This is a genomic window from Maribacter sp. R86514, from assembly GCF_044597005.1.
Classification (GTDB): domain Bacteria; phylum Bacteroidota; class Bacteroidia; order Flavobacteriales; family Flavobacteriaceae; genus Maribacter.
The window spans coordinates 2,887,741-2,911,035 of record NZ_CP138999.1; the positions used below are offsets into that span (position 1 = coordinate 2,887,741).

Annotated in this window: 23 protein-coding genes; 12 read left to right on the forward strand and 11 right to left on the reverse strand. The window is 34.9% G+C overall.

Annotated features, from left to right (window positions below; genetic code table 11):
- Positions 1–30 precede the first annotated feature (30 nt).
- Positions 31–1,083, reverse strand: coding sequence for a sugar phosphate isomerase/epimerase (locus tag SJY30_RS12580; RefSeq protein ID WP_036151267.1), 1,053 nt, complete (start codon positions 1,081–1,083; stop codon positions 31–33).
- A gap of 161 nt (positions 1,084–1,244) precedes the next feature.
- Between SJY30_RS12580 and SJY30_RS12585 the strand changes: the two genes are divergently transcribed.
- Both SJY30_RS12585 and SJY30_RS12590 read left to right on the forward strand, forming a co-directional pair.
- Positions 1,245–2,948 carry a GMC oxidoreductase gene (locus tag SJY30_RS12585; protein ID WP_396632524.1) on the forward strand — a complete coding sequence of 568 codons (1,704 nt, stop codon included), beginning with the start codon at positions 1,245–1,247 and terminating at the stop codon, positions 2,946–2,948.
- A gap of 64 nt (positions 2,949–3,012) precedes the next feature.
- A complete protein-coding gene (locus tag SJY30_RS12590) occupies positions 3,013–3,471 on the forward strand; it encodes an ASCH domain-containing protein (protein ID WP_396632525.1) in 459 nt (152 codons plus the stop codon).
- Between the two features lie 74 nt (positions 3,472–3,545).
- Here the strand turns inward: SJY30_RS12590 and SJY30_RS12595 are convergent, their stop codons facing one another.
- The 3 genes from SJY30_RS12595 to SJY30_RS12605 form a co-directional block, all read right to left on the reverse strand.
- Positions 3,546–4,685, reverse strand: a complete 1,140-nt coding sequence (locus tag SJY30_RS12595; RefSeq protein WP_396632526.1) for a Gfo/Idh/MocA family protein — start codon at positions 4,683–4,685, stop codon at positions 3,546–3,548.
- 121 nt (positions 4,686–4,806) lie between these two features.
- The gene (locus SJY30_RS12600) at positions 4,807–5,250 is read right to left on the reverse strand and encodes a DinB family protein (RefSeq protein WP_396632527.1); all 444 of its coding nucleotides are present in this window, start codon (positions 5,248–5,250) and stop codon (positions 4,807–4,809) included.
- A gap of 15 nt (positions 5,251–5,265) precedes the next feature.
- On the reverse strand, positions 5,266–6,258 hold the full coding sequence (locus SJY30_RS12605; RefSeq protein ID WP_396632528.1) for a sugar phosphate isomerase/epimerase family protein: 993 nt from the start codon (positions 6,256–6,258) through the stop codon (positions 5,266–5,268).
- Positions 6,259–6,431: 173 nt separating this feature from the next.
- Here SJY30_RS12605 and SJY30_RS12610 point away from each other — a divergent pair, with 173 nt between their 5' ends.
- The 3 genes from SJY30_RS12610 to SJY30_RS12620 all read left to right on the forward strand — a co-directional run bounded on the left by SJY30_RS12610 (position 6,432) and on the right by SJY30_RS12620 (position 9,794).
- A complete protein-coding gene (locus SJY30_RS12610) occupies positions 6,432–8,144 on the forward strand; it encodes a GMC oxidoreductase (protein WP_396632529.1) in 1,713 nt (570 codons plus the stop codon).
- Positions 8,144–8,791: a gluconate 2-dehydrogenase subunit 3 family protein gene (locus tag SJY30_RS12615; protein WP_396632530.1), complete on the forward strand. Its 648-nt coding sequence runs from the start codon at positions 8,144–8,146 to the stop codon at positions 8,789–8,791. The genes SJY30_RS12610 and SJY30_RS12615 overlap by 1 nt, the downstream gene beginning before the upstream one ends.
- Positions 8,792–8,870: 79 nt before the next feature.
- On the forward strand, positions 8,871–9,794 hold the full coding sequence (locus tag SJY30_RS12620; protein WP_396632531.1) for a hydroxypyruvate isomerase family protein: 924 nt from the start codon (positions 8,871–8,873) through the stop codon (positions 9,792–9,794).
- A gap of 934 nt (positions 9,795–10,728) precedes the next feature.
- Here SJY30_RS12620 and SJY30_RS12625 read toward each other — a convergent pair.
- Positions 10,729–11,286: a hypothetical protein gene (locus tag SJY30_RS12625; protein WP_396632532.1), complete on the reverse strand. Its 558-nt coding sequence runs from the start codon at positions 11,284–11,286 to the stop codon at positions 10,729–10,731.
- A 456-nt stretch (positions 11,287–11,742) separates the two neighbouring features.
- On the opposite strand from SJY30_RS12625, the gene SJY30_RS12630 reads away from it, so the two are divergent.
- The gene (locus SJY30_RS12630; RefSeq protein WP_396632533.1) at positions 11,743–12,477 is read left to right on the forward strand and encodes a LytR/AlgR family response regulator transcription factor; all 735 of its coding nucleotides are present in this window, start codon (positions 11,743–11,745) and stop codon (positions 12,475–12,477) included.
- 51 nt (positions 12,478–12,528) lie between these two features.
- On the forward strand, positions 12,529–14,466 hold the full coding sequence (locus SJY30_RS12635; RefSeq protein ID WP_396632534.1) for a tetratricopeptide repeat protein: 1,938 nt from the start codon (positions 12,529–12,531) through the stop codon (positions 14,464–14,466).
- Here SJY30_RS12635 and SJY30_RS12640 read toward each other — a convergent pair.
- Positions 14,459–15,028, reverse strand: a complete 570-nt coding sequence (locus tag SJY30_RS12640) for a DUF3109 family protein (RefSeq protein WP_396632535.1) — start codon at positions 15,026–15,028, stop codon at positions 14,459–14,461. The genes SJY30_RS12635 and SJY30_RS12640 overlap by 8 nt on opposite strands.
- 114 nt (positions 15,029–15,142) lie before the next feature.
- Here SJY30_RS12640 and SJY30_RS12645 point away from each other — a divergent pair, with 114 nt between their 5' ends.
- Both SJY30_RS12645 and SJY30_RS12650 read left to right on the forward strand, forming a co-directional pair.
- A complete protein-coding gene (locus SJY30_RS12645; RefSeq protein ID WP_396632536.1) occupies positions 15,143–15,721 on the forward strand; it encodes a MarC family protein in 579 nt (192 codons plus the stop codon).
- 36 nt (positions 15,722–15,757) lie between these two features.
- Entirely contained in the window at positions 15,758–15,961 is a 204-nt protein-coding gene (locus tag SJY30_RS12650) for a hypothetical protein (RefSeq protein ID WP_276491622.1), read from the forward strand.
- Here the strand turns inward: SJY30_RS12650 and SJY30_RS12655 are convergent.
- From SJY30_RS12655 to SJY30_RS12670, 4 genes are all read right to left on the reverse strand, one after another.
- Positions 15,958–17,583 (reverse strand): S41 family peptidase, encoded by a 1,626-nt coding sequence (locus SJY30_RS12655; RefSeq protein WP_396635328.1) that lies wholly within the window; start codon positions 17,581–17,583, stop codon positions 15,958–15,960. The two genes, SJY30_RS12650 and SJY30_RS12655, sit on opposite strands and share 4 nt — an antisense overlap.
- A gap of 14 nt (positions 17,584–17,597) precedes the next feature.
- A complete protein-coding gene (locus tag SJY30_RS12660) occupies positions 17,598–18,035 on the reverse strand; it encodes a deoxycytidylate deaminase (protein ID WP_396632537.1) in 438 nt (145 codons plus the stop codon).
- An 85-nt stretch (positions 18,036–18,120) separates the two neighbouring features.
- Positions 18,121–18,705, reverse strand: a complete 585-nt coding sequence (locus tag SJY30_RS12665) for a HupE/UreJ family protein (protein WP_396632538.1) — start codon at positions 18,703–18,705, stop codon at positions 18,121–18,123.
- Between the two features lie 26 nt (positions 18,706–18,731).
- On the reverse strand, positions 18,732–19,472 hold the full coding sequence (locus tag SJY30_RS12670; RefSeq protein WP_396632539.1) for a TerB family tellurite resistance protein: 741 nt from the start codon (positions 19,470–19,472) through the stop codon (positions 18,732–18,734).
- A 130-nt stretch (positions 19,473–19,602) separates the two neighbouring features.
- Between SJY30_RS12670 and SJY30_RS12675 the strand changes: the two genes are divergently transcribed.
- The 3 genes from SJY30_RS12675 to SJY30_RS12685 all read left to right on the forward strand — a co-directional run bounded on the left by SJY30_RS12675 (position 19,603) and on the right by SJY30_RS12685 (position 21,509).
- Positions 19,603–20,013, forward strand: coding sequence for a BrxA/BrxB family bacilliredoxin (locus tag SJY30_RS12675; RefSeq protein ID WP_396632540.1), 411 nt, complete (start codon positions 19,603–19,605; stop codon positions 20,011–20,013).
- A gap of 234 nt (positions 20,014–20,247) precedes the next feature.
- Positions 20,248–20,832 carry a lysophospholipid acyltransferase family protein gene (locus tag SJY30_RS12680; protein WP_396632541.1) on the forward strand — a complete coding sequence of 195 codons (585 nt, stop codon included), beginning with the start codon at positions 20,248–20,250 and terminating at the stop codon, positions 20,830–20,832.
- The gene (locus SJY30_RS12685; RefSeq protein WP_396632542.1) at positions 20,829–21,509 is read left to right on the forward strand and encodes an HD domain-containing protein; all 681 of its coding nucleotides are present in this window, start codon (positions 20,829–20,831) and stop codon (positions 21,507–21,509) included. The genes SJY30_RS12680 and SJY30_RS12685 overlap by 4 nt, the downstream gene beginning before the upstream one ends.
- A gap of 87 nt (positions 21,510–21,596) precedes the next feature.
- On the opposite strand, the gene SJY30_RS12690 is transcribed toward SJY30_RS12685, so the two are convergent.
- On the reverse strand, positions 21,597–23,027 hold the full coding sequence (locus tag SJY30_RS12690; RefSeq protein ID WP_396632543.1) for a glycosyltransferase: 1,431 nt from the start codon (positions 23,025–23,027) through the stop codon (positions 21,597–21,599).
- Positions 23,028–23,295 lie beyond the last annotated feature (268 nt).

Here is a 23,295-nt window from a genome sequence, read left to right on the forward strand (position 1 = left end):
CACTTGCCATGTATTTTATCATCATCTATTTTAAAGACCTAACATTTTCTTCAGCATTTCCTTATCTATCTCTGCACCTGCAAAATCATCGAAGGTTTTCTCTGTAGCTTCAATAATGTGATCAGAGATGAATTTGGCACCTTCACGAGCACCTTGCTCAGGACTTTTAATACAACATTCCCATTCCATTACCGCCCAAACATCGCAACCGTATTGTGTTAATTTAGAAAATATGGTTTTGAAATCTATTTGTCCGTCACCTAATGAACGGTATCTTCCAGCTCTATCTCCCCAGTCATTATAACCGCCAAAAGCACCTTTTTTACCTGTTGGGTTAAATTCAGAATCCTTTACATGAAAAGACTTTATAAACTCATGGTAGTGGTCAATATAGGTAATGTAATCTAATTGTTGCAATACAAAATGGCTTGGATCATAAAGAATATTTACTCTTTTATGGTTACCCGTAGCTTCTAAAAAACGCTCAAAAGTATCGCCATCGTGTAAATCTTCACCTGGGTGAATTTCATAACAAACATCAACACCCTCTTTATCGAAATGATTTAAAATAGGAGTCCATCTCTTTGCCAATTCCTCAAAACCCATTTCCACTAAACCCGCTGGTCTTTGCGGCCATGGGTGCATAGTATGCCATAATAAAGAACCAGAAAAAGTAGCATGAGCATTTAACCCTAATCTTCTACTTGCCGTTGCCGCTTTCTTTACGGTTTCAATTGCCCATTCTGTTCTAGCTTTTGGATTGCCATGAACATTACTAGGTGCAAAAGAATCGAACATTAAGTCATATGCAGGGTTAACAGCAACCAATTGCCCTTGTAAGTGAGTTGAAAGTTCTGTAATTTCTAATCCGTAAGAGTTTACTTTCGCTTTAAGCTCATCGCAATACGTCTGACTTTCAGCTGCTTTATCCAAATCGATTAAAAAACTTTCCCAAGTAGGAATTTGAATTCCTTTATAACCAAGGTCAGCTGCCCATTTACACATTCCGTCTAAAGAATTAAATGGAGCTTTACTATCTACAAATTGCGCCAAAAAAACGGCTGGTCCTTTAATTGTTTTCATAAAAATATACTATCTGTTGTTGTTTGAATCTGTTGTTGATTTTGAGATATAAAATCTCTCAAAAAATCTTATATTTAAGAATTGTATCAAGTTCTTCTCGATACATTGGAGATTTGCTATAAATATAGGGAATACCATCAGAAAAAGATAAAATTTCAAGCATGAATCAGAATGAAATATTCGACGCAATCGTTGTTGGAACAGGAATAAGTGGCGGTTGGGCTGCTAAGGAATTAACAGAGAACGGCTTAAAAACACTTGTGTTGGAACGCGGTCCAATGGTGAAGCATATTGAAGATTATCCTACTATGAACGATGATCCTTGGGATTATCCGTTAAAGGGTAAATTATCAAAAGAGGACCAAGAAAAATATCATGTACAAAAAAGAGTGATATGGGCACCGACCGAAGATTCTAAACACTTTTTCGTTAACGATTTGGACCACCCTTATGTAGAAACAAAACGTTTTGACTGGATTCGTGGTTATCAAGTAGGCGGTAGATCATTGACCTGGGGAAGACAAAGCTACCGATGGAGCGATATTGATTTTGAAGCGAATAAAAAAGATGGCATTGGTGTAGACTGGCCTGTAAGATATAAAGATATTGCACCTTGGTACGATAAGGTTGAGGAATATATTGGAGTTAGTGGTGAAGCCTTAGGATTAAAGGTTTTACCAGATGGAAAATTTCAGCCCGCCATGAAATTAAACTGTGTTGAAGAAGATTTTAAGAAAACTACGGCAGACAAGTTTGATGACGGTCGTTTAGTTACCATAGGTAGAACGGCACATATTACAGATCCCAATGCCACTTTTGAAGGTCGTGGCACATGCCAAAATAGAGACCGTTGCTGGCGCGGATGCCCATTTGGCGGATATTTTAGTAGCAACTCTTCTACATTACCAGCTGCTGAGCGTACCGGTAATATGACTTTAAGACCCAATTCTATAGTACATGAAATTATATATGACGATACTACTAAAAAAGCAACGGGAGTAAAAGTAATAGATGCAGAGACCAATGAAAAAATAGTATTTAAAGCAAAGGTGATTTTTCTGTGCGCGTCTGCAATGGCATCGGTGGGTATTTTGTTGCAATCTAAATCTGAACGTTTCCCTAACGGATTAGGAAATGATTCTGATGCTTTAGGAAGAGGTATAATGGACCACCATTATAAATTAGGTGCAACGGCAAAGGTAGATGGATATTTAGATAAATACTATAAAGGAAGACGTGCAAACGGTTTTTACATACCTCGTTTTGTAAACTTAAATGAAGAAACGAAACGCGAAGGGTATTTGCGTGGGTTTGGTTATCAAGGTACAGCAAGTAGAGGGGATTGGTCTGCAGAAATAGGTGAATTAGGATATGGAAAAGATTTAAAGGAATCTGTATTAAAACCAGGTAGATGGACTATTGGTGTAACCGGATTTGGAGAGTTTTTACCATATGATGACAACAGGGTTACGCTTAGCCCAACTGAAAAAGATAAATGGGGACTGCCCCAACTAGCCTTTGATGTAGAATTCAAAGAGAACGAATACAAAATGCGTGAAGACATTAAAAAAGAAATTGTGAACATGTTTGAAGCTGCAGGCTTTAAAGATGTGGCATCTTACGAAGAGCCCAACGGACCTGGTTTGGGTATTCATGAAATGGGTGGTGCCAGAATGGGCCACAGCGCAAAGACTTCTATAATTAACAAGAACAACCAAGTACATTTAGTACCCAACGTGTATGTAACCGATGGTGCTTTTATGTCATCTTCTAGCTGTGTAAACCCATCATTGACCTATATGGCATTTACCGCACGGGCAGCAAATCATGCAGCTGAACAACTAAAAGCAGGTAAATTTTCTTAATATTAAAATTAATTACAAAGTATTACGTTTATTACATCCTATAGATTAACGAAAATATCAGCTTATGGAAAATGCTTCGGCCCGAAATATGTGGGGTAATTATTTGAAAAATCATCTCGAAGATGTCTTTCATGAGACACCAAAAACAATGTTTTTTGGCAATAATGAACACGATGCTAATGAAAGCGTTAGGCTAATACAAAGTGGCCATAAAAAAGCAATCTCACATTCTTTGTTAGGTTTGCAAAACCGAAATGAACCGTTACCTAAAATAGGAGACTATATTGTGGTAACAGATTGGAATGGCGAGGCACAATGTATTGTTGCAACTACTGCGGTTACACTTAAACCATATTTTAGTATTGACACTGCTTATGCCCAATTAGAAGCCAATGGGGATAAATCATTAGACAGCTGGAAAAAATATCATTGGGACTTCTTTACTAAAGAATTACAAGAATTTAAAAGAGAACCAAAAGAAAGTATGATCGTTGTCTGCCAAACCTTTAAAAAAGTAAATTAACGATTATTCTATAATGTTATACAAAACAAAAAGAGCCGCAAATTGCGGCTCTTTTTTATAGTTTACAGTTCAACTTAGTTTTCTAAAGCTACCCAAGTATTTCCGCTTTTATGAGAATCTACGGTTGCTTCGATAAAGTTCATACCACGAACACCGTCTGTCATAGTAGGAAATTCACCATCATTGTATTCTTCCCCTCTAATAGCTCTTGCAACACCTTTATAGATATTAGCCATAGAATCAAAAATCCCCTCTGGGTGACCTGCCGGCAATTTAGTTCCGTCCAAAGATAGTTCAGAGTTATATGCATGACCCGGCTTGTAAATTTGAGTTGGCTCCGTATCACTTAACTTATATAAAAAATTAGGTTTTTCTTGCTCCCATCTAAAAGCACCTTTTTCACCATAAATAGATATAGCTAGTCCGTTTTCCTCACCTGTAGCTACTTGACTTCCTCTAATAACACCTTTTACATGATCGCCCATACGTATAAGTACGGTGCCATCAACATCCATTTGGTTATCTTCATACAAGTAATTGAAATCGCAAAGTAGTTCATTCACTTTAAGTCCTGTAGTATATTCTACCATATTAAAAGCATGCACACCAATATCTCCCATACAAGAACTAATACCTGCTTTTTTAGGATCTAATCTCCAAACAGAAGATCTTTTCTCCTTGTCATGAATAATAGTATTGATCCAACCTTGGTAATATACCGCATCAACTTTGTGTATTTTACCCAAAGCACCGGCCTTTATCATTTCACGCATTTGGCGAACCATTGGGTAGCCTGTATATGTATGCGTTAAAGCGAAGACAGTACCAGCTTTTTCATGAGATTTTTGCAAATCTTTAGCTTCCTCTAAAGTAGTGGTCATGGGCTTTTCACAGATTACGTGGAAACCGTTATCCAATAACTTCTTAGCCATTGGGTAGTGTAAAAAGTTAGGCGTTAGAACAGAGCATACCTGAATACGCTCATCTACCGGCAATTTTAACTCCTCTTCTATTAAGGTATCAAAATCTTTATATATTCTATTTAACGGAACATCTATTTCTTTGGCGAATTCTATACTGGCATCATAGTCAGGATTAAATACAGCCCCTGTAATTTCATAATTATCGTTAATGAATGAAGCTACTCTATGCAACACTCCTATTAGCGAATCTCCTCCGCCACCTAATATTCCTAATCGTATTTTCTTTGGCATTTTGGTTGTTGTTTAAATTGAAATTTTTAAATAAAATTATTTATCAGAATTAATAAAGAATAAAATTATGAAAACCGCAAAGAACTATATCATATAAAAAATCTAAAATATGTGATATCATTTATCTCCTATAATAAACATAATCTGAGCTTATTGGGGTTTCGTCATTATTTCTAAAATCTACGGCAATTTGCCCTCTATGACCAGTAGAATGATTGATGATATGAAAAAGAATATCTTGTAAGGTATTTGTAAACAATCGCCCTTCAGAATTTTCATAATCTATACGCCTGTCAAAGTTATCGGCATTAGTTACTATCTCGAAAGAACTACGTTGATTTTCATAATGAATATCAGCCCATTTTTTCACATCATGCTCTTGCCAAACCTTATACTCACTAGGTTTATTTAAGATTCTTGAGTTCCAAATATGATGTGCATTTAAGATATGACTAAATAAACGCATGGTTTCTGGCGGCACAGTATTAAGTGCCAAACACTGTTCTATAAGCTTCTTGTTGCAGTGAAAATTATAGTCAAAAATTTCATTGAAAAAAGTTTCCATAAATTACGCTGTTGATTATTCTATTTCTTTTGCAGCTTTCAGCAAAAGATCTCTTGTAGCAATGATGCCATCTGCCTCACTTATTTCAGACCCTTCATATTCCACACCGATAAAGCCGTCATAGCCTGCATTGTTTACAATATTGAGCATTTTTACGTAATCGATACCTGTATCATAACCATCTGCATCAAAATTATTGGATTTTGCACTTACCGCTTTTGCATAAGGCATTAATTCTTTTACACCCTTGTATTTGTCATACTCCGTAAGGCAGTCCCTGCTATCTGGTTTTCGTTCTGTACAAAAGTTTCCAAAATCAGGTAAACTTCCACAGTTATCCATATTCACGGTTTTCATAACCTGCGCATGCAATTCTCCATTAGATGACAAACCGCCATGGTTTTCTACCAGAATATTAATACCCTTCGTTTTTGCATAAGTGGCTAATTTTGTAAGACCGTCTACAGAATTCTTGATCCATTGTTCTGGCACATTACTTCCATTAAGGTTCACTCTAATGGCATGACAACCCATTGCTGCGGCCGCATCTACCCATTTTTTGTGTTTCTCAACAGTTTCATTTCTTTCGGTTTCATCGTCAACGGCCAAATTACCTTGACCATCGATCATGATCAACACGTTTTTCATTCCGTATTTCTCTGCTTCTGCATTAGATTTTGCAACAAAATTTGCCATTGCCTCTTCAGAATAACCAGCATCTTCCAATTCAGGATTATACAGTTGGCTTACATACTCTAAACCGGTAAACCCCCAATTTTTTGCTTTTTCGGCAAAAGAATATGGATCTACACCATCTTCTCTGATCATTTTGTGCATGGACCATTGTGCCAAAGACAATTTAAAAAATGGAGCTTTGCTACTTTCTTCCATTACAATTTCTGCATTTTCTTCTTTCTCTTTTTTTGTTTCCTTACAAGCGTAAGTTCCTAGTAAAGATATACCTATACCCGCCATCGACGCGAATCGGATAAAACTTTTTCTTCTCATGTTTTGGTAGTTTGTTGTTGTTTGAAATATAATATTAACCATTGACGTTAAACTCTTGAATAAACCAATTAATCTGACTCAAAGTTAATTTTAGCGAATTTCGCAATAAGAATGGACATTAAATGTATAGAATTAATTTAATATTTAATAAATTTAGAGATTAAACAACTTTTATGAGCAAATTTTATTATAACGAAGAACAGGAGTCCTACGACGCTATAGTTGTAGGTACCGGAATTAGTGGCGGTTGGGCCGCAAAAGAATTATGTGAGGCGGGCCTTAAAACGCTAGTACTGGAGCGTGGTAGAATGGTTAAACATATTGATGATTACGAGACCGCTAATATGGATCCGTGGGATTTTCCGAATGCAGGTGAACCGACTAAAGAAATAATAGAGCAACAACCAAAGCAAAATAGAACCGGTTATACAACAAACCAAGCCAGTAATATGTGGTTTGTAAATGACCTTAAGCATCCATACAACGAAACAAAGCGATTTGATTGGATGAGAGGCTATCACTTAGGTGGTCGTTCTTTACAATGGGGGCGTCAAAGTTACCGTTTAAGCGATATTGATTTTGAAGCAAACAAAAAAGAAGGTATTGCCGTAGATTGGCCTGTTCGTTATAAAGATATTGCACCTTGGTACGATAAGGTTGAAGAGTACATTGGTGTAAGTGGTGAAAACCTAGGCTTAGAACAATTACCAGATGGTAAATTTTTACCAATGATGGACTTGAACTGTGTAGAGCAGGAATTCAGGGAAAAAGTTGCTGAAAACTTCAACGGTCGTGTAGTAACCGCCGGTAGAACAGCCCATATTACAGGAACCAAGCAGTTTAACGGAAGAAGTAAATGTCAATTTAGAAATAGATGTATTAGAGGGTGTCCTTTTGGAGCTTACTTCAGTAGTTTATCTTCTACATTACCTGCAGCAGAGGCTACGGGTAATATGACACTAAGACCAGACTCTATCGTACATGAAGTGATTTATGACCCAAAGACAAAGAAAGCAACAGGGGTAAAGGTTATAGATGCAAATACCAAGGAAAATTTTGAATTCAAGGCAAAAGTTATATTCTTATGTGCATCTGCAATTGCATCGACATCTATTTTAATGCAATCTAAATCTGAAACATTCCCTAACGGTATGGGTAATGAATCTGACCAATTGGGTCGTAACATTATGGATCATCAACTAAAGGTTGGTGCTTCCGGAAAATTTGACGGATTCGATGACAAATACTACAAAGGAAGAAAGCCTAACGGAATCTATATTCCTAGATTTAGAAACTTGGGCGGAGATTCCGATAGAAAAGATTATAAAAGAGGATTTGGATACCAAGGTGGTGCATCTAGAGGAAACTGGCAAGAATCTATTGCAGAACTTTCCCATGGTAAAGAACTTAAAGATGTTATTTTAAAACCAGGTGGATGGACGTTTGGTATGATGGGCTTTGGAGAAGTACTACCTTATGAAAACAATAGATTTACATTAGACTACGATAAATTAGATGACTGGGGTTTACCAACCGTTACTTTTGATGCAGAGCTTCAAGAAAATGAGCTAAAAATGCGTAAAGACATGTTGGAATCTGCAGTAGATATGCTAGAAAAAGCAGGTCTTAGGGATGTAAAAGGATATGATGAAGAAAGCGCATTAGGGCTTGGAATTCACGAGATGGGAACCGCACGTATGGGTAGAGATAGAAAAACATCTGTACTAAACGGAAACAACCAATTACACGATGTACCTAACGTATATGTAACTGACGGGTCTTTTATGACTTCTGCCAGTTGTGTTAACCCATCATTGACTTACATGGCCTTTACGGCCAGAGCTGCAAACCATGCAGTTGAACAACTTAAAAAAGGAAACATATAATGGATAGAAGACGCGTATTAAAAAATATGGGGATGTCGCTTGGATATATGGTGGCTACCCCAACATTATTATCAATTGTTCAAAGCTGTAAAAGTGAACCGGCCCTAACTTGGACTCCAGAGTTTCTGACCCAAACAGAAGGTACCGTACTTTCTAAGCTGGTAGACATTATTTTACCAAAAACAGACACACCTTCCGCTTCAGAAGTACAGGTAGATGTTTTCATTGATAGATTCGCCAAAGATGTTATGGAAAAGGAAAAACAAGATTTTCTTAAAATGTCCATGACAAAATTCACAAACAAAGCTTTGGCAGATTCTGGAAAAGAAAAAGCCGAAGATTTGACTGCTGAAGACTTAGAACCTGTCTTGGCAAGTTCTTTAAAATACAACAAAGATGAGCAAGCAGAAATGTTCAAAACCATTAATAGCTACACAAAAGCTATTGCAAATGGAGATACAGCAGAATTAGATGACGAAGTTTCAAGATTTGCTTTTGCCAACAACTTAAGAGGTATGACTATTTGGGGCTATAAAGCTTCTGAATATGTAGGCGAAAATGTTTTGGCATACTTACCTGTACCAGGTGAATATGTACCTTGTGGAGACCTTCAAGAGCTTACAGAAGGTAAAGCATGGTCTTTATAATCTTATAATATCTTATGTATTCAATAGCCAAGAGCATTCTTACGTTGCTCTTGGCTATTTTCATTATAAAACACTACTCATGAAAAGAAGAAGCTTTATTCAAAAATCTGCATTGACTACTGGTGCAATTTCCATAGGCAGCACGTTATCATATGCCAAAACAATAAACAAAACCGTAGATACCCATAAATACAATTTAAAATATGCGCCACATATAGGTATGTTCAAACACATGGCAGGTGATGATCCAATCGACCAATTAAATTTTATGGCGGATCAAGGTTATACCGCATTTGAAGATAATGAAATGCGTAAAAGACCAATTGAACTACAAGTAAAGATGGCAAAAACCATGAAAGAACGTGGTTTAGAAATGGGTGTGTTCGTTGCTCACGAAATACATTGGAAAACCCCAAATTTAGCATCTGGTAATCCAACCAAAAGAGAAGAGTTTTTGAATGACATAAAAGATTCCATTGAAGTTGCTAAACGTGTTAATGCTAAATGGATGACCGTAGTACCGGGGCATTTAGACCTTAAATTAAGAATGGGCTACCAAACGGCTAATGTTATTGAAAGTTTAAAACAGGCTTCTGCACTATTAGAACCTCATAATATTACCATGGTTTTAGAACCATTGAATTTAAGAAATCACCCGGGGCTGTTTTTAACAGATTCGCCACAAGCGTTCGAAATTTGCAAGGCGGTCAACTCACCATCGTGTAAAATTCTGTTTGACATCTACCATCAACAAATTCAAGAAGGAAACATAATACCTAATATGGAAGCTTCTTGGTCAGAAATAGCATATATCCAAATTGGGGACAACCCTGGAAGAAATGAACCAACTACAGGTGAAATTAACTATCACAATGTATTTAAATGGATACATACACAAGGATTTGATGGAGTACTTGGCATGGAGCACGGTAACTCTAGAGATGGTAAAGAAGGGGAACTAGCGGTAATTGAAGCATATAAAAAAGTGGATGCTTTTTTATAATTATATATCGTTTGTTTTATTGTTATTAGACATTAGCTAAATAGCATAATATGTATTTCATCGAATAGTTGATGCTTTTTCGATGAAATACATATTACAAATGTAAGAATTTACTTACTTATACGTTCTTTTGTATATGTCCCAATACCTACAAGCAGTACTCGTATATGCCAGTTTACTTCTGGTCTCCAAATTATCTTTTTATATCTATAAAAAGGTTAAGTCCCATTCTTTTGACTTGTTTCAAATTAGACTCAGTTATAAGTGGTTTAATCTTAAAAATGCCATAAGATTAACTTTTCATAGCATTTTTAACAATATCATCAAGTTTCCGTAATCCAAAATGGAATTTGCTACGTATATCTCTTATACTCTAATACTTAAGTTATGGAAAACTACATCACAATATTATTGAAATATGCAGCTGCACTTCTTTTCTCGACAGTATTAAAGCCCTATATCAAAAATGATAAATAAGAATCCCCTTACTTAACCTCGGCTTAGCCGTATATAAAAAAGACCTCTCTACATGCGGGGTCTTTTTTATTCCCTTATTTTAAATCCTTTTAAAAAAAAGTAGTGGTTAACCAACGTTCATATTATACAAGATAAGTCCTCCTTTTATTATAACATAAAAACGACTTTTAGGTAGATTACATTAAAAACTATCAACCTAAAGATGCATGTGTTAAATAAAACCGCATAAAGTTTTTATAAAATGAAAGTAATATAATATTGAATGGAAAGTACAAAAAATGTACGGCCCCACTAATGCTTCTATTATGAAAAATGCCCACCAAGTCTAATAAAGGTAGTTCCCCCGAAACCTTTTCTTAGAACGTATTCGTACGACGAATCGTAGTTATACTTATTTTGGCGCTCAAACATTAGATATAAGATAACATACACTATCTCATAAAGAACCGTACTAAATCTAAGCTTTTATATCTGCATTGAAAGACCCTTTGATTTTCAAAAAAACTCCCTCAGCATTTACTAATTGTACTTCTAACTTGCCATCGACTTTGTTAGAAAAGAATTCAGTGATTGTTATATCTCCAGAATCTATAAAAAAAGGTAATTCACTCACACTACCTAAATCTGCAAAGCCATAAACCCCATTGAAATTATTTATCAAATGGTTTAGGTCTTTAATTTTATGTTTGCCAATTTGTACTTCAAGCTTATCTACTTTATCAGATGCAATTATAAATTCCAAAATTTGCATCTCTTTATCATTACATGATGTAAAATGAAGCAATAATTTATTTGTCTTGTAACCTAACCTATCCACTTCAGTTTTATTTTCAAAGGTTGCAGCTCCATTCAAATTAAAGCTCAGTTCTCCATCTACTTTAAAACTACATGTTCCGTTATCTAGTCTAGGGGTATCAAAATTTTCTTTTGAAGTACCCGCAAGCAACATTAACGGTATAAAACCGAAACAAAACATTTTAAAAGACTTATTTATAAATCGTTTAATGTTTTGCATAATCTATTATTATGGCCTGGTTATATTTTCTTTTCGCACTTCGGTTGCCACAGCCAAATTTTCATCTAACTCTTTATTCTCTGCTAAAAATTGCGAAGCAATTAACAACACAACAACAAATAATGTCAACATTATGCCACATTTTCTCATGCCATCTATTTTTACAACATACTGAATTTCTTTGCTAAAGGTAGATTTATGCTCAAAAATGATAGAGTTGTTTTGTATAACTCGTACCTTTTTATGTATAACCGGATACAGAAAAAGAGAAAAAATTCATACAAAAACAATATATAGTATTTTTCCTACAAAATATATATGCTTATTAGGTTCTAGACACCCTTGCTTTGAAATATACCGATTACACTAATTTCTCTTCCATTGGTACAAATTAGTATTTGAAAGCAACACAAGCGCGTAATTTTTCATAACTTTCTAACTTGATACCTACCGTTTATGTTACAAGCTGTTATTGTAGATGATGAAATTAAAGCCCTTCAAAGTTTAACTTGGGAGCTCACAAATTTTAGTGATGAAATCAATGTAATAGCTTCGTTTACAAACCCTAATGAAGCTCTAGCTTATTTAGAAAAACATACACCAGATTGTCTTTTTTTAGATATAGAAATGCCAACAATGGACGGTTTTCAGTTTATTAGTAAACTGATCAATAAAAATTTTCCCGTTATAATTACCACAGCTTACAACCAATATGCCTTAAAAGCGATAAAAAGTCAGGCTCTGGATTATCTTTTGAAACCAATTGATACAGATGATCTAGAAGAGACCATTGTAAAAATCAAAAAATTTAACAGTAAGAATTTCTCTGTTGAAAATTTGGAAATGGCACTTATCAATTACAACTCTAAAGCCTTACATAAACGTATTACGCTTAATACAGATGGTAAACTGTTATTTTTAGAAAGCGATGAAATATTATATGCTGAATCTGACGGAAATTACAGCACTATATTCTTAGCCGACGGTCAAAAAATCGTGCTTACCAAAAAACTAAAAGAAGTAAATGAATTACTACCGTCTGATTCCTTTTTCAGAATTCATAATTCGTATATTATCAACTTAAATAAAATAAAGGAATTTTTAAAGACAGATGGTTATGTTGTCTTAAAATCGAATCATAAAATACCTGTATCAAGGCAAAAAAAATCAGATTTTTTAGACATGTTATAAATCCTTAATTTGGTTTATAACATAATACTCAAGCTTTTCCATAAACGTATAGTGCATAAATTCAAGTACAAAATTCTATTTCTTCTTCTGTACACTTTGGTGTTATCACACGATTGTTACTCTCAAGACATACCTATTGGTTTACAAGTCAATTTAGATAGTCTATTAACAACCAAACCCAACACTCGTCAAGAGATAGATAATTTGCTAAGCCCTTTCAGCAACGATAGTACGGCTTTACGCTATATTGAGCAAAAGTCGCTTTCACAAAAGTACTATAGTGGACAATCATATGCTTTAAACAAACTTGGTAGTATTTACCGCGACCGCTCATTATATAATAAATCCCTTGATCTTTATCAAGAAGCACTTAGAGTATCTGTTGAAGACGAGAATCTTGAATTTAGGGTATCTAATCTAAACATGATCAGTACGGTTTACAAACGTACCGATGCGTTTAAATCGGCTTTAGACTATAGTCAAGAAGCATTAGAACTTGCCGAGACCGTAGCAGACCCCGGTTTAAATTTAAAAAGAAGTATCATCGTGTCTTTAAACAGTATTGGTAGTATTTACCAAATACTTGAGCAATATAAACTTGCAATAGAGAAATATGAAAAAGCCATGGTTCTTGAAAAAGAACTTGATGATAAATTGGGCTTAGCCATAAATCACCTCAACTTAGGGGAATGTTATGAATCTCAAGGAGACTTGGAACCCGGTCTAAAAAATTTCAGAAAATCGTTGGTATACTATGAAATTATAGACTCTGAAACTGGTAAAATTAAATGTAACTACAACATAGCACATGTTTATGTTCACGAAGGCAAAGTACAAGAGGCTATTGAAATTTTAAAATCAAACTTACTTAAAGCCATTTCTCTAAACGATCAAAAAATTATTACAACGATTTACATTAATCTAGGTTGGGCATATATTAGATCAGAAGATTATGAGGCCGCAGAAACCAATTTAGAATCTGGACTGGCACTTGCGGAAAAATACGAATTTGACGTTGAAATAGCTGACGCCAATAAATTCTTATCTGAGCTTTGGATCAAGCGAGATGATTATGAAAAAGGCATGACCTATTTTAAAGAATCTAAAAAATATGAACAACGTATAACCAAAGCACTCAACCTTAGGTATGTCAATGACATGATTTTAAGGTACGAATCTCAAATACGAGCAAACCAACTAGAGCGTCTTGCCCAAGAAAACGAATCGGTACGTTTAAGGTTAAAGAAAAACAAGACCATGCTTATCATTATTGGTATTTCTTTAATTTTATTGATTGGTATTTTATACATTCTTTACCGTCAAAGTCAATTAAACGCAGATAAAAAGCTATTGACTTTAGAACAAAGTATGCTGCGTAGTCAGATGAATCCACATTTTTTATTCAATTCACTGAATTCCATTAAATTATATATTATAAATAATGAGAAAAAGAATGCCGTTCATTATTTAAATAAATTCTCAAAACTGGTGCGCAAAATTTTGGAAGCATCTTCTCAAAGAGAGATATCGCTTGCAGAAGAACTTGAAACGGTAGAATTATATATGAATATTGAAAATATTAGATTTTCAAATGAAATTAACTTTAATATAGATATAAAGGATGATATAGACCCACATCATATTAAAATACCCTCGTTAATACTGCAACCATTTTTAGAAAATGCTTTATGGCATGGACTATCATCAAAAGAAGGAGCAAAGAATATTGATCTAGAAATTAAAAAAGGTAAAAACGGATTTATAGAAATAGTTATTACCGACAATGGTGTAGGTAGAGACGCTGCAGAAAAGATTAAGGACGGTAAATTGCTAAAAAGAAAATCTGTAGGTATAGATATCACCAAAGAACGCTTGGCCAATTTCTCGCGAGATTATGAAAACTATTTTCATGTAGATATCATTGATAAGTTCGATGATGACACCAACCCGATCGGTACACAGATTGTAATTTACATACCTACTATTTAAGATGGTCTTTTGCCACTTCTTCTAATTCAGTATACCACTCTTCTCCAAATTTACGTATCAACGCCTCTTTTACAAACTTGTATATAGGCACTTTTAGTTCGTCTCCCAAGGCACAAGCCGGATCACAAATTTGCCATTTATGATAATTAACCGCAGTTAATTCTGTGTATTCACGTACTCTAATTGGGTACAAATGACATGAAACAGGTTTTTTCCAATCAATTTCACCTTGGTTATATGCTTCTTCAATACCACATTTAGCCACCTTTTTATCATCAAAAATAACATAGGCACATTCACTACCGTTTACTAAAGGAGTTTCCCATTCCCCATCTTCACCTTTTACAAAAGCACCTTGCTCTTCAATAACTGCAACACCTTCCGGTCTTAAGAAACGTTTTACTTTAGCATAGATATCAACCATTATTTCGGTTTCAGAATCCTCTACCGGTGCACCTGCTTCGCCATCAACGCAACAGCCACCTTTACATGCGCTAAGATTACATACAAAATCGTTTTCTATTATCTCTTCGGATACTATGATTTTCCCTAATTGAAACATAACCTAATTTAAAGGGCGCAAGATACATTTTTTAAAAAGTATAGGTCTTAGAATATTTTACCAATAAACATCCAAGTGGATGTTTATAAACGTAAATTTGCAAAAAATTGAAGGATGGAATTTCATTTTGACTTAAGAGAGATTGCTACCGCTAGTATGGTACTATTCGCCGTAATTGATATTTTAGGTAGCATACCTATTATTATAGGTCTTAGAAAAAAAGTAGGTCATATTCAGTCTGAGAAAGCATCGATTGTAGCTGCAGTTATTATGATTGCTTTTTTGTTTCTTGGAGATGAAATTTTAGGTTTAATTGGTATTGATGTAAATTCATTTGCGGTAGCAGGTGCTTTCATTATCTTCTTTCTGGCCATTGAAATGATTTTAGGTATTACCCTATACAAAGATGACGAACCTGAAAGTGCTTCAGTAGTACCCATTGCCTTTCCTTTAATTGCTGGTGCAGGTACACTAACGTCATTACTTTCTTTACGCGCAGAGTATTACGTAGAGAACATTATCGTAGCCATCGTCATCAACATAATTTTCGTTTTTATAGTTCTTAAATCATCTGTGAGGATTGAAAAGATGTTAGGTAAAAATGGAGTAAACGTTATCAGAAAAGTATTTGGAGTAATTCTTATGGCCATAGCTGTTAAATTATTCGCTGCTAATATTAATGAACTTTTCTAGACCGTTAGAAGGTTGTATTTTTATAAAAACAAGTTTATGAGCAAGACATTATCCATAATATTCATAGTAATTGCAGTAGCACTTATAGCCTATAATGTAACTCTAGTGAATTTTGCCGACCCTTTTGAGAAAAACAGTACAATAGCATTAATTGGAATAATGGCTTCATTGTGCGCCATTGTGCTTCTTTTGGTATTTGTTACCAGCAGAAAAATTCAAGATAAGATCAATAAAGATTAGTTGTTAGCGTTAATTTCAGCAGATTCTTCTTGGGTGATTACCCCGCCATCTAGTTCCAAAACCTTTTGAAGCATAAGGTCTTCATCTGCCTTGATTTTAGCGTGTATATTGGTATTGAACAACTGCTCTGCGATATTTGCTTTTAAAAATCTTTTTATACTATCCTCATAATCATAGAAATTCATTCTCAAATTTCTATCTACAGAATAGGTTACAAATTTCTCAAAAAGTATATCGTCAACTCTAAAATCGTTCACAAATTCTTCTTGATTATATTGACCATATCTTTCTCTATCTTCATCTAAGTGCTCAAAAACAAAAAAGGAAAGGAAACCTAAATTATCCATACTCTCTACAGCTTCCTCTTCATTGCTGCCAATGGGCACAAAAACATCAGGTATAATACCACCACCGCCGTATACAACTTTTCCTTTAGGAGTCGTAAATTTTAGAGAATCTGCTACCTTAATACTATCTACGGATATCATTTCACCACTATGGAACCGATCTGTAAAACGTTGATAATAATCTTTGGTACCGTTAGCGTACGTTTTTTGAATACTTCTACCCGTAGGAGTATAATATCTAGAAACAGTAAGCCTTACGGCAGAACCATCACCTAAAGCCATTTCTCGCTGTACCAAGCCTTTACCAAAAGAACGGCGACCTACAATAGTACCTATGTCATTATCTTGTAAAGCACCTGCTACAATTTCACTAGCAGAGGCAGACCTTTCATTGATCAATACATAAATTGGCTTGTCTTCAAAACTACCGTGATCCGTGGCAAAACTCTTATTGATCTTTCCTTTCTTGTTCTTGGTAAATAAGATCAGCTTACCATCTTCAAGAAACTCATCAGCCATTTCTTCTGCCATACCTAAATAACCACCAGGGTTATCACGTAAGTCCAACACTAATTTATCTGCACCACGCTTCTGTAATTTTATCAAAGCATCCTTAAATTCCTTATATGTAGATTCTGCAAAACGATTCACTTTTATATACCCAATATCTTGGGTTAGCATGTAAAAGGCGTCAACACTTTTTAAAGGCACTATGCCACGCCTAACCTTGACATTGAAAGTTCTATCTTCTGATTTTCTGTATACTTTAAGATCAATAGATGTACCCTCTTTACCTTTCAGTTTTTCAACAATAACCTCACTAGGAAATTCTTTACCGAACAAGGTATCCTCATCCGCCATTAAAATTCGATCACCTGGCAAAATACCTTTAGAATAACTTGGACCGTCTTTAACGGTTTTGATAACAGCTATAGAATCTTTATAGGTATAAAAATTAATACCGATACCTACAAAATCGCCCTTCATATTTTCGGTAACACCCGACATTTCTTTTTCTGAAATATATACAGAATGGGGGTCTAATTTTTCTAGGATACTATTTACCGTAACATCTACGATGCTATCTGTATTTACATCATCTACATATTCATAATCTATGTAATCTATAAGCCTGTTGAGTTTGTCTTTTTTAGAATTGGTAGAAAAAAGACGTTCTGGAGAGTCATTAAAATTCAGTTTTCCGCCTATAAAAAACCCTAATGCAAGTGCAGAAGCGATAATTAAAGGAAATAGAGCACTGTATTTTTTATTCATCATTGATGTAAACCTTAGATAGTAACATTTATTTCTGGCATATGTTGTAATTCAACTCCAGCTTTTGCTAAAAATTTTAATCCTGAATCATCTTTATAGCCTACCTGATACACTACACGTTTAATGCCAGATTGGTGTATTAGTTTACTACATTCTCTACACGGTGATAAAGTAATGTACAATGTAGCCCCTTGGCATGATTGTGTAGAACTGGCTACTTTTAGTATGGCATTAGCCTCTGCATGTAAAACATACCATTTGGTATACCCTTCTTCATCTTCACAGTAGTTCTCAAAACCCGTTGGGGTGCCATTATATCCGTCAGAGATAATCATTCTGTCTTTCACTATAATTGCACCTACTTGTTTTCTTTTACAAAAAGACAATTTACCCCATTCTTTGGCCATTCTTAAATAGGCCCTATCATATTTTAATTGTTTCTCTTTCTTCATTTACAGTAAGCTTTATTCAAGCACTTATCCCTAAGGTAGTTGCTTTGATCAGTATCAACAATATCTTAGGCTAAACTTTAACAATCTAAAATGGAAATGTTTCATAAAGCAATGGTAGCGTTATTAATATGATCAAAATACTACCTACCATTACAAATAAACTTTGTTTCACCTTTAAAATGGCTTGGATCACATAGGCCAACATCAATACCAGCAAAACTATAACTACTTGAGCTAATTCGATACCACCGGCAAAACCTAATAACGGCGCCATCTTGTCTTCTTCGCCCATAATCATCATTTTAAAATAATTAGAGAATCCAAAACCATGTACTAGTCCAAAAACACCGGTAACGAGAACATGAAACCAAATAGTATTATCGCCTTTTTTATCGGTACTACCCACTAAATTAAAAAGAGCCGTGCTTACAATGGTAACAGGTATTAAAAATTCGATCCAACTAGCATCTATGACCATTACTTCGTAAACAGAAAATACTAATGCCAAACAGTGGGTAAAAGTAAAAACAGTAGCCAAAAGCAATACATTTTTCCAACTCTTAAAAGTAAATGGTAATGCCAGCGCAGCTAGAAATAATATATGGTCATATGCATTGATATCCAACACATGTTGCAAACCTAATTCTATATAAAACCAAAATTCTTGCATTGCAGTATATCTAAATAATTAGTAGTCTAGTTTAGTCCACGTTCTTTTTGAATGGTCTCATAAGCCTCTTGTACTTGCTTAAACTTTTCTTCAGCACCTTTTTTAATAGCCTCGTCTTTCGTATTCACCCTATCCGGATGATATTTCTTAGCCATTGCCCTATACGCCTTTTTCACTTCGGCATCGGTAGCGGATTTTTGAATATCTAAAATTTTATAAGAGTTGTTCGCAGATTTAACGAACATGGCCTTTATACTTTCAAATTCGTTTAAAGAAACCCTCAGATAACCTGCTATTTCTCTAATTTTCTGAATTTCAAGATTGCTAATATTACCATCTGCTTGTGCAATACCGAATAAAAAATGAAGCAATTGTAAACGTACTTCATAACGCGTACGCTGCGCCAAAAAAGTACATACCTTCTGTGCAGATATCTGACCTTTCTTATTGATTTCGTTAAAACTTCTAAAAATAGCGTTCGCTTTGTCTTTACCATAGGTACTAACAAAGTACTGACGAACATAATCCATTTCTGACTGGCTTGCTTGTCCGTCTGCCTTAATAACTATAGAACAGAGTGACAAAAGATTCAATTCAAAATCTGCCGCAGTTACATTTGGTCTAGTATAATCTTCGAACACGCTACGCGCACTGCCTTTATTAGACCCAAAAAAGCTATCTATAATACTACCGGCAAAGAAACCCAACACCGCTCCAGATAATCCTCTAAAAGAAAAGCCTATTATGGCTCCCAACCATTTAATCATTTCGTACGCTCAATTTTGCCAAAGATAAAATAATACGAATAGAAAGTTAGGCCAATGAAAAGTTAAGGTCTGAAGCAGTGCTGCGACTAATTGATTATCTTTGTAATAGTTTAATTAAAATATTAATAATATGTACCCTGCGGAATTAGTAAAACCAATGAGAGATGATCTGGCTTCTGCCGGATTTGAAGAATTATATACAGCAGATGCAGTAGCAAATGCCATTAATAAAGAAGGAACAACTTTAGTTGTTGTAAATTCTGTTTGTGGTTGTGCAGCGGCAAACGCAAGACCTGCTGCCAAAATGAGCTTGCAGAACGATAAAAAACCTGACCACGCAGTTACTGTGTTCGCAGGTGTAGACAAAGAAGCTGTTGATGCGGCGAGAAACCTAATGGTTCCTTTCCCTCCATCTTCACCATCTATGGCATTGTTCAAAAACGGAGAGCTAGTTCATATGATCGAGCGTCACCATATTGAAGGTAGACCAGCTGAAATGATCGCTCAGAATTTAGCACAGGCTTACGACGAGTTTTGCTAAATTTTACAGCATAAACAATATTCCTATAAAATAATAGGATTAAAAAACCGCTCTAATTGAGCGGTTTTTTATTTTTGTACGATGCAGAAGTTGCTTTCTTATATACTAACCCCCATTTTTTTTATAGCATTTGGTCTATGCCTAGGAATATTTCATCCTATTCAATGGTTAGGTTTTAAACTTTTTGGATATGAAGGCTTAAAGCCAACAGTAAGCAAGCTTAACTTTTGTTTAATGCGTAGTACAAACATTTTAGGTACTACATACAACTTCACCAATAATTTTGATTTACCGACCAATAGACCTTTGATTATTGTCACCAACCATCAAAGCATGTACGACATACCGCCCCTGATCTGGTATATGCGTAAACACCATCCAAAGTTTGTGAGTAAAAAAGAATTGGGAAAAGGCATACCTAGCGTCTCATTTAACCTAGTGCACGGTGGATCTGTGCTTATAGATAGAAAAGATGGTAAATCTGCCCTCATGGAAATTGGTAAACTGGGTACCTATATAGAAAAGCATAACAGAAGCGCAGTTATTTTTCCGGAAGGTACCAGAAGTAGAGACGGACACCTAAAACCATTTAAGCCTATGGGGCTTAAAATGCTTCTTAAAAAGGCTCCATCTGCACTAATTGTTCCAATAAGTATCAATAATTCGTGGAAATTGGTCCGTTTCGGGCAATTTCCAATGGGATTGGGAGCTAAGGTTCGTTTAGAAGTTCAGCAACCTTTAGAGAATAAAGGCAATTTAGATGACCTGATCCAACAAATTGAAGCATCCGTAGTTAGCGGGATAAATTCCTTTAAATGACCCACTCAGAAATTGTAGAAGAAACCATAATATTTGTCAAAGAAACCTTGAAAAATGCCGAAGGAGGTCATGACTGGTTTCACATTCAACGTGTATTCAATAACAGCATGTTAATTGCAAAAGAAGAAGGTGACATCAATATTTTAGTCGTTAGCCTAGGTGCACTTCTTCATGATATTGCAGATGCTAAGTTTAATGATGGTGATGAAGCCTTGGGTCCAAAAATGGCAGAAGATTTTTTGTTGAGTCTTGGTGTACCTAAAAGAACGATCAACCATGTAACCAATATTATAAAATACAGTTCATTTAAAGCCAGCTTAACAGACGGCAAGATGAAGAAGAAGCTATTTACTTCCAAAGAACTTAAAGTAGTGCAAGATGCCGACCGTTTAGACGCCATAGGCGCTATTGGTATTGCACGGGCGTTCAATTATGGCGGATTCAAAAATCGTGCGCTCTACGACCCTAGTATACCTCCTAATTTAAATATGACCAAAGAAGAGTATAAAAAATCTGCAGCACCTACCATAAATCATTTTTACGAAAAATTATTGCTTCTAAAAGACAAAATGAATACTGAAACCGGTAAACGTTTAGCAGAAGAAAGACACCAGTACATGCTAGATTTTCTAGAACAATTTTATCAAGAATGGAATCCTCTAAAAAATTTAACTTAAATTCACAAAGTAATTCAACAACATCAAACCATTAAAAAGGGTCTCAACATACATTGAGACCCTTTTTTCATTTTATAATATTTTCAATTATTTTGTTGGCAACTCTCTAGTCAACCAACCACTTCTGCTTGCCGTAGCAATTGCATAAGGTGTAATCCAGAATAGACCGAAAGTGAACAATACGCTGTATGAATATGCCCAAAAAGATTCTGAAAAAGAGTATCTTTTTGCATAGAACAACACAGGGAATGTTGATAAAACCAATATGCTCACAAAAGTAGAACTTAAGAATAATAACGGGTGTGTGAATACAAATACCAACATGAACAATACAAATGGGTAGCATAACACAATTCTTGAGAATTGGCTAAAGAACAATAACCTTGTACCTGCTTTTGGCCCTTTTCTAAAGTTTCTAAATACATACTTAGACATTTGAATGTTCTCACGCACATTACTTCTACCCCATCTAATAAACATTTTGTAAAGCCCTTTATACTTTTCAGGAACATTAGTATACGCAAAGGCATTTCTTTGAAATAACACGTGGAAACCCTGCTTTAAAATCATGTTTGTCATAGCTCTATCTTCACCTATATCTGAAGCTTGACCCATAAACGTCTGATTGATCCACTCATCTAAACAACCGAATACTGCAGTAGCTCTGTAAGCTGCCAAAGCACCTGGTGTACACAATACCGAGTTTAAAGTACTTTCTGATGAACGTACAAACTCAAAACTAAGTGCAAAACTTACGTCAAGCATTTTAGGTAAGATCTTATCATTATTCAATACACGAATATTACCTGCAACGGCACCACAGTTCTCATCAACAATAAACGGACTTACTAGATTTCTCAAGGTATCTTTATCAACGATAGAATCACTATCTACAGTCACAAATATCTCACCAGTACCTTCATTAAAACCTCTGTACAATGCATGACGTTTACCCATGTTTTTAGGTTGTTGAAAAATAGAAACCCTATCACCTAATTCCTTTTTAGCTTCCTTCATCCAAGTCCAAGTATCATCTTTACTACCGTCATCAATAGCCAATAATTGAATTTTATCTTTAGGGTAATCACTTTCTGCTAAACTCTTCAAAGTTGCCCAAACTTGTTTACCTTCATTATACGCAGGTACGATAACGGTAACCATTGGTAACTCTTCATTAGAAACAGATGGTATTGCCTTATACTTTAAAAATCTTATAAAAGTGTAAATAAAGAAACTCAATTTAAATACAAAAAAAGCAGCAGCTACGATCATGAAAATGAATCCAATCATGTTACTTCTTCTCTCTAAATGTAATTGTGTAAAATCATTCTGTAAAATATATGCCAGATAAGCAGAACCAAACATCATTACAAAGGTGCTTCCCATTACAAAAATACCCCATGCATTGGCATTTTCAATTAGATGTTTCATTCTTGAAAAGAATGGCTTCTTCTCTGTTTTATTGGTAGTGTTTTTTAAAGTTTTCATATCTTCTTTGGTAGTGTTCTTGGTTTTCATAAATAGTTCTAGTATTTATTTCTGCCCTATCTACGCTTACAATTACCTTTTAGATCTTATTTTAACAAAACTTTTTAAAGAAAATATTTACCTTAAACTATTGCACGTTTTTTAAACTTCACCTGCTAATTTAAAACCATAAATTTTTGACTTATTTACATTATTTAACTCATTTTCATACAATTGTTATGACAAATAATATTGTACCAATTACACTTTAGAAATAAGAATTCTAAATAAAAAAATAGCGCTAGAATACTAGTTGGGT